At 56.8% G+C, this 14230-nt stretch carries 8 protein-coding genes and 2 pseudogenes; 4 read left to right on the top strand and 6 right to left on the bottom strand.

The window, feature by feature from the left end:
* Window positions 1–66: 66 nt before the first annotated feature.
* Window positions 67–2607, bottom strand: a complete 2541-nt coding sequence (locus OF122_RS02140) for a sensor domain-containing phosphodiesterase (protein WP_264226230.1) — start codon at window positions 2605–2607, stop codon at window positions 67–69.
* Between the two features lie 440 nt (window positions 2608–3047).
* Between OF122_RS02140 and OF122_RS02135 the strand changes: the two genes are divergently transcribed.
* The gene (locus OF122_RS02135) at window positions 3048–5336 is read left to right on the top strand and encodes a putative bifunctional diguanylate cyclase/phosphodiesterase (RefSeq protein WP_264226229.1); all 2289 of its coding nucleotides are present in this window, start codon (window positions 3048–3050) and stop codon (window positions 5334–5336) included.
* Window positions 5337–5646: 310 nt separating this feature from the next.
* On the opposite strand, the pseudogene OF122_RS02130 reads toward OF122_RS02135, so the two are convergent.
* Window positions 5647–5757 (bottom strand): annotated as a pseudogene (locus tag OF122_RS02130) (IS110 family transposase); the annotation flags it as partial.
* 962 nt (window positions 5758–6719) lie between these two features.
* On the opposite strand from OF122_RS02130, the gene OF122_RS02125 reads away from it, so the two are divergent.
* Together OF122_RS02125 and OF122_RS02120 are read left to right on the top strand one after the other, a co-directional pair.
* Entirely contained in the window at window positions 6720–7343 is a 624-nt protein-coding gene (locus OF122_RS02125; RefSeq protein ID WP_264226228.1) for a hypothetical protein, read from the top strand.
* A gap of 219 nt (window positions 7344–7562) precedes the next feature.
* Window positions 7563–9458, top strand: coding sequence for a polysaccharide biosynthesis protein (locus OF122_RS02120; RefSeq protein WP_264226227.1), 1896 nt, complete (start codon window positions 7563–7565; stop codon window positions 9456–9458).
* Here OF122_RS02120 and OF122_RS02115 read toward each other — a convergent pair.
* The 4 genes from OF122_RS02115 to OF122_RS02100 are packed head-to-tail and all read right to left on the bottom strand — an operon-like array spanning window position 9431 to window position 12969.
* On the bottom strand, window positions 9431–10597 hold the full coding sequence (locus tag OF122_RS02115; protein WP_264226226.1) for a DegT/DnrJ/EryC1/StrS family aminotransferase: 1167 nt from the start codon (window positions 10595–10597) through the stop codon (window positions 9431–9433). The two genes, OF122_RS02120 and OF122_RS02115, sit on opposite strands and share 28 nt — an antisense overlap.
* Window positions 10594–11223, bottom strand: coding sequence for an acetyltransferase (locus OF122_RS02110; protein WP_264226225.1), 630 nt, complete (start codon window positions 11221–11223; stop codon window positions 10594–10596). Before OF122_RS02110 ends, OF122_RS02115 begins: the two co-directional genes overlap by 4 nt.
* The gene (locus OF122_RS02105) at window positions 11223–11807 is read right to left on the bottom strand and encodes a sugar transferase (RefSeq protein ID WP_264226224.1); all 585 of its coding nucleotides are present in this window, start codon (window positions 11805–11807) and stop codon (window positions 11223–11225) included. The genes OF122_RS02110 and OF122_RS02105 overlap by 1 nt, the downstream gene beginning before the upstream one ends.
* 40 nt (window positions 11808–11847) lie before the next feature.
* A complete protein-coding gene (locus OF122_RS02100; protein WP_264226223.1) occupies window positions 11848–12969 on the bottom strand; it encodes a glycosyltransferase family 4 protein in 1122 nt (373 codons plus the stop codon).
* 324 nt (window positions 12970–13293) lie between these two features.
* On the opposite strand from OF122_RS02100, the pseudogene OF122_RS02095 reads away from it, so the two are divergent.
* Window positions 13294–14176 (top strand): annotated as a pseudogene (locus OF122_RS02095) (IS3 family transposase); the annotation flags it as partial.
* Window positions 14177–14230: the final 54 nt, after the last annotated feature.

Genomic DNA, 14230 nt, shown 5'->3' with positions numbered 1-14230 from the left:
GGGCGCTATGATGGCGAAGTCGTTGTAAATGCCCCGTCACCCGGAAGGTTCCAAGGACAGACACCTTCAGTTGTGTTTGCGGTGCCGATGCTGTCCTGCCATCAGGCGTTTGGCCTGTTCGAATGGCATGGGCCTGTCAAACAGATAGCCCTGTCCAAAATCGCATCCCCATGCTGCCAATCTTAGCGCTTCCCCTTGGGTTTCTATGCCTTCTGCCACTGTGACCAGGCCGAGTGTTTTGGCAAGGCCCAGCATGGCGTGCACGATTTCGCCCTTGTTGGCGTCTGTCCCCAGGCCCGCGATAAACGATCGATCGATCTTGATTTCATCAACCGGAAACGCCTGAAGGTGAACCAGTGATGCATAGCCGGTTCCGAAATCGTCCAGAGAAATACCGATCCCAATTTCGCGCAGTTTGCCAAGGTTGGCCACCACGACGTCGCCCAGATCATCCATCAGCACGCGCTCGGTGATTTCCAGCTTTATCGCGTCAGGAGGTAACTGGTTTTCCTTGAGGTAGCCGAGAAGGTCGTCCACGTATTTGGTGTTGACCAGGTTCTCGGTAGCGAGATTGAGCGAAACTTGGCCGTACATGATATCTACGGCAGCACACTTTGACATGTGATCGATCACGCACCGAGCCATGCGAGTGCCGATGCTGTCGGCCAAACGGGGATCGTCCAGAGCGTCTTTTATCTCAATGGGCGTGAGAAGCCCCTTGTTGGGATGCCGGATACGCAATAGGGCTTCAAAGCCACGAATGCTCTGGTCTTTAAGATTGATTATCGGCTGGTAGAATGGCTCGATCCAATGTTCACGAAGAGCGGTCCTTGCCAGTTCTAGGGCTTCGCTCCGTTTGGATGCTGCACTGCGGATACCGGGGTTAAAGAGCCTGACGGTGCTTTTGCCAGCAGCTTTGGCAGCGTAAAGCGCCAGATCGGCCCGCTTGAACACCTCATCGGGGCTATCGCCGCGCTTCCCAACGGTGCAACCTATGCTGGGACGACAGGAGCGGGTCTTCTTGTTGGACTTGAGATACGTTTCGAGCTGCACCTCAATTGAGTGCGCCCTATCGGCCAGACAATGGTCGTCAGAGATGTTGCAGCAGATGATTGCAAACTCGTCGCCACCGAGGCGTGCGACAAATTCATCGGACGCCACGATACGCTGGAGATAGCGGGCAAAAAGGCGGAGAACCGCGTCGCCCGTGAGGTGGCCGTATCGATCATTGACGAGCTTGAAGTCATCCATATCCAGGACCATCAAGCCGATCGTGTCACGCAAAGAGCCCAGGCGTCGTTTTAGCTCTTCGACAAATCGTCGGCGGTTTGGCAGTTCTGTCAGGTCATCTTGATAAGCCTGACGCTGGAGCTTCTCACTGGCGAGATATTGCTCGTGGATATCTTCGACTGTCCCATACCACCGGATGATCTTTCCCAGTTCGTCCTTGCGAGCCGTTGCTCGAGCGCGTGCCCAGCGATAATCTCCATCCTTGAGGCGAATGCGGTAATTGATGTCCACCGGTTTCCCGGTGGACAGTCCCTCATCCCAGTTTTCAATTGTCGGTGTGATATCGTCGGGGTGCAAGGCCTGTAGCCAGCCATTGCCGAGGGCTTCGGACTGACTGATTCCGGTCATTTCTGTCCAACGCGATGACACACTCAAGATGTGGCCGTGCGGATCGGAAGTCCAAGGAATTTGAGGGTTCTGCTCCACCGTGTGCCGGTAGTGCTCCTCACTTTCGCGCAAGGCCTCAAACATACGGGCGCGTTCGATTGCCAGGGACGCAAGGCCACGCAACCGTGTAAGCTCATGGAGTTCCGCGGGATTGGGCGCGCGCTTTTCTTGAAAGTAGAAGCCGAACGAGGCAATGACGTCACCATTGGAGGCAAAGACTGGCTTTGACCAGCAGGCCTGAAACCCCAGCGGCAGTACCATTTCTCTCCAGCTGTCCCAAAGAGGGTCATTGGCGATATCTGTGCTGATGACGTCGCGCTTTTCGAACGCGGCAGTGCCGCATGAACCAACGCCGGTGCCAATTTTGATGGCGGGGACCGCCGACATCATTTCCACAGGCAGATTGGGAGCATGGCCCGCAGTAAAGCATCCCTTGGCTGCATCAACGAGCAATATGCTACAGGTCGCTCCCGGGATCTGGCGTTGCGCGGCCCTGCAAAGCTCCGCGAGTAGGTGCGACAGTTCGAGACCTGCCGTGACCATCTCCAGAATATGGCCCTGGGTGGCATCACGAAGTTCGGTCGTCAGCCAATCGTGAGCATCGATCGCGCAACCCACCCATTTGCCGTCACCCACGTAGCGAACATTGAGCAGATGACGGTGGAAAACACCATCATGGCGACGAACGCGCATTTCGGCCTGCACATTTTCCTGGGTGTTTTGATCGATCGGCAATTGCGCGCGAAACGCTGCGGCGTCGGCCGGATGAATGGCATCCAGCCACCCCTGTCCGAGACCGTGGCTCTGTGGAAGACCGGTGAACTCTGTCCAGTTGGCATTGTTGAACTCTACATGGCCGTGCGCGTCACAGACCCAGACAAGTCCTGGGACGGCGCGCGTAAGCGTTTCGAAGAGCTGGCTGTCGTCCATCGTTTTTCTGAGCCCTCAATTACTTGAGTTATTGGATCACGACTGGATTAATAGCCCATTTCCGTACTTAACCTGCCACCCGACGTGTTGCAGTCAATTCGTAAAAACTGTTGGAAGGGTTAAGCGCTCCTTTCACAAATTGCTCGCTGTTCGTCATTTTCACGCCGTTTACCCTCGTCGCGCAGACCTTGCAGCCAAAGGTACCATAACCCGACCGGCCTTGCGGTCGACGCTCGGCATCGGGAGGGAGCATCCAATCGATCACTTCTCAGCAGCAATCATCGGCTGGACATTGATTGGCCGAGAGTGAAACGTTTGAGGCCGGCAGCGGCGGAGCCGCAACGCGGGCGATGAGGACCCTTCACTGGTTAATCGCTTGGCAATTACGCGCTGATACCGTCCGCGCCTGATTTGCGCCGTGCATTCGAGAGGAGACGGGCTTGTCCTACACAGACCCAAACAAAGCGCGCCGGGTCAACGCGCGCCGTCGATCGGATATCAACCACGGAATGCTCCCGTCTTCGATGGGTACGAACACGTCACTGTTAGATCTCGTTTCACAGGAACACCTCCTTCGTACCGTGATAAATTGCGTGCCTGATTACCTATTCGTAAAGGACGCAGACAGCCGCTTCGTTGTTGCCAATGTGGCGGTTGCAACGGACCTCGGACTTTCAGTTGGCGACCTGACCGGTAGAACCGATTTCGACCTACATCCCAGAGAACTGGCGGAAAAGTTCTTCGCCGACGAACAGACCGTATTGAAATCGGGGCAACCGAAAATCGACCTTGAGGAGTTTATCGTGACTGCCTCTGGCGAGAAGAAGTGGTTGGCGACCTCAAAGCTACCACTGCGCGACGCGAGCGGGGCGATTAAGGGCCTCGTCGGTGTTTCCCGGGACATTACCGGGCGCAAGTTGGCGGAAGATGCGTTGGCCGAAAGCGAGAGCAGATGGAATTTTGCCCTTGAGGGCGCAGGTCAAGGCGTCTGGGACCACAACCTAAAGACCGGCACGGCCTATTTCTCGCCCATGTGGCGAACGATGCGGGGCATAGGCCCCAACGATCCGGTAGACCCATCCCGCCAAGCCTGGCTCGAGCGCGTCCATCCCGAGGATAGGGAGCGGCTGATTCGCGAAACCAACCAGCAGAATTCCGGCGAACTTCACCAAAACGCTTTCGAGTACCGCGAAAGGCATCAGGACGGGCACTACATCTGGGTTCTAAGCCGCGGACGACCCGTAGAATTCATGCCTGATGGCAGTGTTGCGCGCATTGTCGGGACCGACACCGATATCTCCAGCCTCAAATTGGCCGAGGCCAAAGCCGCCCAAGAAAAGGAACAGACCTATCAAAGACATGTGGCAGCGCTTGAAAAAGCTCACGAGGCAACAGAAGCCGCTCATCGTCTCGCCGAGTCACTGGCGAGGCACGATGCGCTCACAGGATTACCGAACAGACGGCTTTTCGCTGACACGCTGGGTAAGGCTGTCGCTCGCGCCCAGCGCGGCTCTACGCGCTCCGCAGTGATGATTGTCGATTTAGACGGCTTCAAACCAATCAACGACATCAATGGCCACGCTACAGGCGATGACGTGTTGCGCGAAATCGCTGAACGTCTGGGCGCGTTGACCAGGAATGAAGACACTGTGGCGCGCTTGGGCGGCGACGAGTTCGGCGTGATCCTTGATTGCGCGAATGCAACTCCCGCTGAGGCTGCATCCGCTTTGGCTGCCCGCATCGTGGCCGACCTCAGCCATCCGATCAGCATTGGCGACCAGGTCGTTGAAGTGGGCGCGAGCGTAGGCATATCTCTTTGTCCAGATGACGGAGCGGATGCAGATACTCTGCTTCGCGCCGCCGACATGGCGATGTATCGCGCCAAGGAAGAAGGTCGGGGAACCTATCGGCTTTTTGCACAAGGCATGGAAGACGCTCTTCGCGAGCGCATGGCGCTCGAACGGGACGTGCGGCGGGCGGTGTTACAAAAGGACATCCAGCCGCACTACCAGCCTCTCATGCATCTGACAGAGGGGCAGCTTGTCGGCTTCGAAATCCTGGCGCGCTGGCACCATCCAACGCAAGGCCATATCGCACCGGACGTCTTCATTCCCATCGTGGAAAAGCTTGGCCTGATTGGTGATATGACCTACGATCTGTTACGCCGTGCGTGCCTTGATGCGCTTGACTGGCCCAACCACATCACGATTTCGCTCAACATTTCTGCAATCCATCTTACCGACCCTCTTTTGCCGGTTAAGCTGCTCGCCACCCTCTCGGAGACTGATTTCCCGCCAAAACGACTTGAGATAGAAGTCACTGAGACGTCGCTTGTTGCCGACATCGAGGCTGCGCGCTCTGCTTTGGTCGCGATCCAGGAACTCGGAATAAAAATCTCGCTGGACGACTTCGGAACCGGTTATTCAAGTCTCTACAACCTGCGTGAACTGAAATTCGACAAGATCAAGATCGATCGATCTTTTATCTCCTCGATGCAGTCCAATGCCGGAAGCGCCAAGATCGTCAGTTCCGTGATTGATCTTGCCAAGAGCCTTGGACTGCCCGTTATCGCGGAAGGAATTGAATCACAACAGGAAATGCAGGAGATTGTCCGGCGCGGCGGCGAGTATGGTCAGGGCTATTATTTCGGCAAAGCCATGCCCGCATGCGACGCTTCGCGTTTGGTACAAGGCGGGCGGGAGAAGCCGAGGTGGGCTCAAGAACGGTGATCGGTTCTTTGCAGACCCAGGATCGCCGGCACAGCAATACAAGGCTGTGTCAACGGCATCTGTAGACGCCCCTTTGGAGGCAAGCGGTAAATCGGGGTACGTTGGCACCTAGTTGGATGCTGTCATCTATACCGCCTCGATGAGCAGAGCGATAGCTGCGGGCCAGTATGAGAGTTCGCGGACCGGAACCAGTTCCGGTTTGCGCGCCTGGCAAGCGCTCTGCCGTTTCCCTGGTTCTTCCAGCCCCGTCTCGCCGAGCGTTGTGCCATACCCTCCTTCGACCGCCTACGACCCCGACGCCTCTCCCAGCGGCCTGCTGCTCTTTGCTCTTTAGCGCAACAAAGCGCATGCCGGGGCGCTGCGCCGCCTCGCAAATCGGCTTGGCATCGACCGCATCGGTCTTGTTCCGCTTCACGAACGGGATCATTCATCGAAAGAAAATTCACGTTTCCGACGCGCAAAACCACCACGTCGCGCCAGGCGGCGTCAGCTGGCCTCCATGGGTGCAGTCAGTCGACGCACAGTACGAACGCGCATGTTCCGTGCGACACCATTGTGCGTCTTGTGCGCTTGTGCCCATTTGCCGATCTGGTTGTGCGCCAATCACCCTTTCCGCACGTTTACCCCTATTCGCGTTGCCGAACCAAAAAGCCGGTGCCCGCTTTATTGGCAACGCGCAAGTCGAACCTGCGGAAAGGATGATTGGCCCCTTGTCCCGCAGAGCGGGAATGCCTTCACGCATCGATGCTGCGTTTCGGGCGAAAGAACCGGACAGCCAACACCATACTGTGAAGGTTCTCGAGCTATTACACAGCGGGAAAGATGGGTCGGACAATATGCTACTGAACCACCGACAAAGCTCCGGCCCTTTCCCCGCTTGCGTTATCGCACATTTGCCCGAAAACTGCGGCTCTCCAAAGGGCAATTCCGACACTTTGAGCGCCAGACTGGCGCGGTGATGGCCGCATGAGGAGAGTCAACGGGCGCTCCCACCACCACCCTGCCCTTACCTCGATCGGCCGACCTTTAACCCTTTTGCAAGGTTGGAATCATGCCGTGCTTTACTCTTTGGTCGAGAGTATGCGAGAGCATTTACAGACCGTGGCAGGACCCCCGCCTGCCCCGTCGCATGCGCTCCCCGCGTAGGCTACTTGCCGCACCTTGCGGCTGATCGGGACTGCGGCTGGTCAAAAGACCATCCGAATCACATGCCGCGTTTGCGGCTGATATTTTCAAGATTTTGAACCGGGTCGTCCCGGCATGGCTTGCCATGTCCGGGATGTGAAAAGCCAACCGCACCGGTTCGCATCGAGATCTTATCACGTCAGACCGAGCATGGGGCTTGGCCTGGCGCCCGATCAGCCTATCAAAGGAGCGCCAAAAATGGCCAACATCGCTAGGACCTCGTCCGCATCCGTCACACTCGCGGACCACATCGACGATAAATTGTATGGGGGCGACACGTTTCGCGCCGAAATTGTCCTGACGCTCGATGCCGATGGCATCGCCATCTTGGACATGCGTTCGGTGCCGGCCAATAGCTGGATCGAGAACAGGGCCGCAAACAGCGGCAATGAGATCGAGTGGACAGCGCGTACGCGCGAGGAAGGCCCTTTCCGTCCAGAGCCCGAGACCATCGCAGAGATGATCGCCGAGATTGCCCCGCTGCTCGCTCACGTTCACGCGGACCACAGCCTTATTACGGAAGACTTCGAGCTTGTCGGCAAATTGACCGAAGATGCCGAGGAGGCCGAAGAAGAGATTCAAGCTAGCCTCGATTGGGCCAAATGGAGGACCAGTGACGGGGTGATCGATGCGATCGACTGGTTCGAGTCTATTGATTGGGAGGGAGTGGCGGTAACTGCCAATTCCACCAACGCAGAACTCAAGGCGATAGTGGCGCCCCTGACGCGTCAGGCCAGTGACGCTTCGGAATGCATCGTCCACGACGTCTATTATGCGCTCGACTATCGCCGCCGCCAATTGCAGGATGCCGAGGACGAATAGTCCGAAAACCCATCATATGGGCCCGGTGCACGCGTTCCGGGCCCCAATTGCGTCGATTGGGTGCGACCCGGGTTAGTCTTGCCATTGTTTACCCCCAATCATTCGGCTTGGATATCCGCCCTCATCATCCCAATGGAAAGTTGGAATGCTTGACCTGCTCACGATTTCGTGGGACGCAAACTGCTCGATTTTGACGATATCTGAACCAGGCTGGCACGCATGTTTTCTGTCCTGCGCAAGCGCGTTCTTGCCCTCCCGCGCTTCTGGAAACGTGTCATCCTTGTCGGCTTTGATTTCGGAGCCCTAGCTTTCGTCCTGTGGGCGAGCTATTCGCTCCGCTATGATCGCTGGGACCTTCCCAATTCGCTGGACGAATGGGTAATCATCGCTTCAGCGCCCCTTATCGCCATTCCTATTTTTATCCGGATGGGGCTGTACCGCGCTGTTGTGCGCTACCTACCTGAGCGAGCCCTGTGGACAATCGTCAAAGCTATGACCCTCGCAGCGATCCTCTGGGTGGTTCTTGCTTTCCTTTCGGCCATGACTGGCCGGGGCTTTGTGCCGCGTTCAGTCCCGATTATCTATTGGACGCTTGGGACGTTGGTGATCACCGGCAGCCGACTGATCGCCAAATGGGTGTTTTGGCCCTCGGGACGCAAAGCCCTGCTCAAACGCCCTGCGGTTGTCATCTACGGCGCGGGAGAAGCGGGTACCCAACTCGCCACATCACTTCGCAACAGCCATTTCATTGCTGGTTTTCTTGACGATGATCCAGCGCTTCATCGTCGCGACGTCGCAGGCATAAAGGTCTTTCCGCCGTCACACCTCCCTTCCCTTGTGCGCGATTACGGGGTCAAGCAGGTCATCTTGTCGATTCCTTCTGTCTCGGCTGCGCGCCGCAAAGAGATCGTTCGTGACATCAGTCAGCACGGCATCAAGGTTCAGTCGCTGCCTGGAATTACTGACCTCGTCACCGGCAAATACCTTGTCAGTCAGATCCACGAAATCGAGATCGATGAGCTGCTGGGCCGGTCATCGGTCCCACCTGATCTGGACCTCATTCGTCAGATGATTGTGGGGCGCACGATCATGGTCACTGGCGCTGGTGGGTCTATCGGTTCCGAGCTTTGCCGCAAGATCGCGCAATGGCGTCCGCAACGCCTCGTCCTTTTTGAATCCAACGAATTCGCGCTCTACAAAATCGAGATGGAACTGGCTGCCGAAAAAGACGTGGCGGCAGTTCCTGTCCTCGCTTCTGTCACCAACGAGCAACGCGTTGTTCGCGCGATCAAGGAGCACGGCGTCGACGTCGTCTTCCACGCCGCGGCGCACAAGCATGTGCCGCTGGTGGAAGCTAACGCCCTGGAGGGCATCTACAATAATGTCTTCGGCACCAAAACTGTTGCGGACGCGGCATTTTCCAATGGTGTCAAAGACTTCGTCCTCATTTCGACCGACAAAGCCGTTCGGCCCACGAATGTGATGGGCGCCACAAAGCGCTGGGCAGAGCTGATCGTGCGTGAAAAAGCCGCTCAAGCGCAACAAGCAAACACTGGACAGCGCTTTTGCGCCGTACGGTTCGGCAATGTGCTCGGTTCCAACGGATCGGTCGTGCCGCTGTTCAAGGAGCAGATCGCCAAAGGTGGACCGATAACGCTGACAGACCGCGCCATGACGCGCTATTTCATGTCAATACAAGAGGCCGCCGAACTGATCGTCCAGGCAGGATCGTTGTCCGAGGGCGGTGATGTCTTCCTGCTCGATATGGGCGAACCGATCCTTATTACCGATCTCGCGGAAAACATGGTTCGACTTGCTGGGCTGACCGTACGTACGGACGAGAACCCCGAGGGCGATATTGAAATTATCGCGGTGGGCAAACGACCGGGCGAAAAACTATACGAAGAGCTGTTCTACGACCAATCGACTGCCATCGGCACTCGCCACCCGAAAATTATGCGCGGCACTGCGACCAAACCAATTGATGACGTTCTCTCAGCGCACATCGCCAAGATGTCCGAGGCGCTCGACAATCAAAATGAACAAGAAGCACGGCATCTCCTCTTTGAACTTATCACGCTCAGAGATCAGCGCGACGCACGTGCGAGCACCTGATCAATCGCTTTTCTGACTGCATCGATATCATCATCGGTCAGCGTTGGATGGACGAGAAAGGCAATGCTCGTTTTGCCAAGTTCTTGGGCGACCGGCAACCGCTCTGTCGGCCGCCACCCAGTATTGTCGAAAGCGTGTTCCAAATAGACCTCCGACTGGGAACCGTGGAAGCACGGAACGCCCAGCGCAGAGATTTCGTCGATAATTCGGTCTCGCGACCAGCCATCTCTCAGGCCGTCCGGCTCTACAAACGCGTAAAATCTATAGTAGGCATGTTCGATGCCGGGGGGAACTTCAGGGACGCGAAACGCGGCGTACTTTCGGCAAGTGTTCGCCAAGGCGCCCGCAATTTCGGTTCGCCGCGCCTTCCAATCACTTATGCGCTCGAGCTGAACGAGACCGATCGCGGCCTGCATTTCGAGCATGCGCCAGTTCGTCCCGAATGTGTCGTGCACCAGTCGCGGCCCTGGCGGGTGTTCGGTCTCGTAAACTGCCTTCCAGGACTTGCCGTGATCCTTGTACGACCACATTTTCGACCAAAGCTCAGGATCATCGGTCGTTACCATTCCGCCTTCACCACCAGTGGTCATGATTTTGTCCTGACAGAACGACCAAGCGCCGACTTGTCCAATTGATCCGACAGATTTACCCTTGTAGGTGGCACCGTGGGCCTGAGCGCAATCTTCAATCACCACCAATTCGTGAGCAGCCGCCAAGTCCATAATCGGATCCATATCGCATGGCATGCCAGCAAGGTGGACGCAGATAATTGCCTTGGTGTTTGGCGTTAGAACCGCGGCTATGCTGGAGGCCGTGATGTTCTGGCTATCGCTGTCTACGTCGGCAAACAATGGCGTAGCGCCTGCCGTGACGATTGACGAGGCCGAGGCGATAAAAGTGCGTGGCGTTGTGATCACGTGATCGCCCTCGCCTACCCCCAGCGCTTTGAGCGCAAGGTCGAGGGCAACTGTACCATTCATAAGCGCGACAGCGTGCTTCGTCCCGCACCACTGAGCAAATGCTGTCTCGAACTCGCGAGTAACGTTGCCAGTCCAGTAGTTGACGCGCCCGGACTGAAGGATTTCGGTAACTCGGGCCTGTTCTTCTGCCCCATACCAAGGCCACGCTTGAAAACTCATTCGTATTTTGCCTTTAACGTTTCAGCTGGAACGCCGGCGACGGTCGAACCCTGCGCAACATCGCGGATCAGCGCACTCCCGAGCCCCACAACGACATCATCCCCGACGGTTATCCCATTTTTTACAGCTGCGCCTGCACCTATCCACACCCTTGACCCCAAGGTAACGTTGCCCGAAAGAATGGCTCCTGGGGAAATGTGGACCGCATCACCTATTTTTGTGTCATGATCGACAACCGCAGCCGTATTTATGATGCAGGCAGCGCCTATGGTCACGCCGTCGTTGAGCACCGCGCCGGCCATCACCACAGTTCCAGCACCGATTTGCGCTCCCTTGCTGATGCTGGAGCGAGGGTGAAGGATGGTCGCCAACTTTGCGTCAAGGGTCACCAACCGATCACTCCAGGTTTGCCGAACTGTGTTGTCTCCGATTGCAACAACAATCCCGGAATAGATCTGAACACTCTCAAGGAGATCGGTGCTGGTTCCGCATATAAGCCATCGTCCCGAAGCACCCTTTTGGCCGTCATCGAAAAACTCTATGCAATCCCAGCCAGCCTCCTCGGCTGCGTCTGCTACTACGCGTCCGTGTCCCCCGGCCCCAAGAATTGCTAGCCTACCCGACATCAGCCCTTGAACTTCTCGACTGTTGCGGAGCCTTCCGCAGTGACACCCTTACGACTGATTACCCTTCCCACCGTCAAAAACAGAATCTTCAGATCCAAAATCATCGATCTGTTTTCAACATACCAGACGTCGAGCTCAAGTCGGTCCTCCCAAGCGAGGGCATTGCGCCCGTTCACCTGGGCCCATCCCGTTATGCCAGGCCGGACCTCATGCCGACGAGCCTGCCGGGGCGAATAGAGCGGAAGGTATTCCAACAACAACGGGCGTGGCCCCACGAACGACATCTCTCCCCTCAATACGTTCCAGAGCTCTGGCAGTTCATCGAGACTGGTTGAGCGTAAAAACCGCCCGAACGGCGTCAACCGTTGCGCGTCAGAAAGCAGTTCACCATCCCCATTGCGAGCATCGGTCATTGTTCTGAATTTGATGAGCGTAAAGGGACGACCATGCAGCCCCGGGCGCACTTGGCGGAACACTATCGGAGAGCCGAGCTTCGTGCGTACGAGCACACAGAGCACGATGAAGACGGGCAGCAACAAGACAGAGAGAACCGTCGCCGTTGCAATGTCGAATAATCGCTTCATTGCCAACCCTCAAAATCCGCCCGCAAAGAGTCTGGTAAACTCATAACCCCATCGCCTCGATCAGAACCGCGTTAATTTTGTGCGTGTCAAAACGCTGCTCTGCCAATTTTCGGCTTTCTGCGCCCATCAAAGCAATAGATTCTGGTTGATCGATAAATTTGAGCATGGCCGCAGCCAGCGCCTCGGCATCGCGCACGGGCACAAGGAAGCCGTTGACGCCATCGACCACGGTTTCACGGCAGCCGGGGGCATCGGTGGTGATGACGGGGCGCGCCATGGCCATGGCTTCCTGCGTGCTGCGCGGCACCCCCTCGCGATAGGACGGCAGAACAAAGACGCTGGTCTGCGTGAGCCATAACCGCATATCGACATGGCCGGGCCACTCCACGATCCCACTTTGCACCCAAGCGTCAAGCTGCGCCTTACCAATGCTTTCAGGGTTTTTATCCACATCACCCACGAGGACAAACCTTGCATCGGGCCGACGGCTGCGCACCTTTCTCGCCGCTTCGACGAACTCGAAAATGCCCTTGTCACGCAACATGCGCGCGGCAAGCAGGAAGGTTATCGATTCCATGACAGGCGGCATGGCGGGCCACGTATCAAGCTCCACGCCAGTACCGTTGACAGTCAAAACCTTATTGCGAGGCACAATTCCGAGGCAAACAAAATCGTCGGCATCATCAGGATTCTGCATGAAGACGCGATCTGCTGACTGCAATCCGATTTTGTATAGGATCCGCGCGGCCGAACCGATCAGCTGGCGCTTAAGTCCCTTCTGGCCACTGTCAGTGAACGCGTAGCCCAACCCGGTGATCAACGCAAAACGCGCGGGGATGCCTGAAAGCCGCGCTGCGACTGGACCATAAATTGCAGGCTTGATCCCGAAGGCCAGCACAGCATTCGGTCTGATCGCACGCAACTCACTGTACAGCGACACAAGCGCTTTGATATCGGTAAGCGGATTCAGGCCTGTTCGGGACAAACGGTAATCTACCGGAGTGGCTCCTAGCGCGCGCACCTCCACTCTCCTTTGATCATCATAATCTGGAGCTAATGCAGAAACCCGATATCCCTTCTCAACTATTGCACGGATAAGTGGTGCGCGGAAATTGACGATAGGGGCGGCGGCGTTGCCAATCAGTAGGAATGATTTCGTCACGTTGGGCCGAAGAAGTTATTTTGCGACAATATTGGAACCCACCTTGTCACGCGGTGTGGATCCAATGTCTAGTTAATTAGGAGGCATTGACGCTTAACCCAAGCGGCGATCGGATGGGAAATAATTAGCCCCGAGGTATGTGGGGATCCTCATACCACCGCGATTCTAGCTCGACAGGTGTGAACATCCCACTCTTGCTGCACTTGATACGCTAACTCTAGACATTTTGTCAGACACGAACGCGTCCCCCTTACCCATGGCGTGTTCGATCAGTCACGCGCTATATCCTCCGACAGATGCGGCGGCGAGGTCTAGGACGACCTTCAAGTGAGTCAGCGGTGGGCGTGCACAGTGCTGCTCTGCTACCGCATAGCCACGCTGCGTCAGGGCAGCCGCGTCGATGATGTCAAACTCGGAGATCGCATGAAGGCGATTGCCCATGAGCGCCGGCGCTTTGGATATCGGCGGCTACATGTACTGTTGCGCCGGGAAGGCTATGTGGTCAACCACAAGCGTCTGTTCCGGATGTATCGGGAGGAGAACTCTCGGTTCGGCGCAGGGGGTGCCGGAAATGGGCCTTGGGAACGCGAGCGCCGATGGCCATCCCAATAGCACCCAACGAGCGCTGGTCGCTGGGCTTTGTCTCCGACCAACTCACCAACGGGCGCCGGTCAGGGTCCTGGCCGTCGTGGATGACTTCACGCGCGGAGTGCCTGGCGCTCGTCGCTGATACATCCCTCTCAGGTCTGCGGATTGCCCGAGAGCTCGAAACGATCATGGCGGCACGTCGCAAACCGAAGATGATCATCAGCGATAACGGCACCGAATTCACCTCCAATGCCATCCTTGGCTTCGCCGATCGGCACAAGATCGACTGGCACTATATCGCTGCAGAACGCATTCATTGAATCGTTCAATTGCAGGCCCAGGGACGAGATGCTCAACGAGCCCCTGTTCCCGAGCCTCTCCTACGCCTGCACTGCGCTTCACAATGGCGGGCCGACTACAATGGAAATCGCCCACATTCGCGGCTGGGTTGGCTCACCCAACCGAATACGCAACCATCTGCACCCCACGACGGGACCTGGCGCTGCGTTCCATGGCAACTCCACGCCAGCTCCCGTCTTCCACCGGGCCCAACAGGATCAGAACAACAACCCGCGGAGTCTGCATCACGTTGGATAAAAAATGGGGGCAACGCCACTGACACTTGCTTCCCGATTAGACGATGATTATCTGGTTGTCGAAATTGGGAGACTTC

The organism is Pelagibacterium flavum (genome assembly GCF_025854335.1).
GTDB classification, from domain to species: domain Bacteria; phylum Pseudomonadota; class Alphaproteobacteria; order Rhizobiales; family Devosiaceae; genus Pelagibacterium; species Pelagibacterium flavum.
The sequence above is the reverse complement of the archived record's forward strand: the minus strand, read 5'-3'. Positions and strand labels throughout refer to the sequence as shown.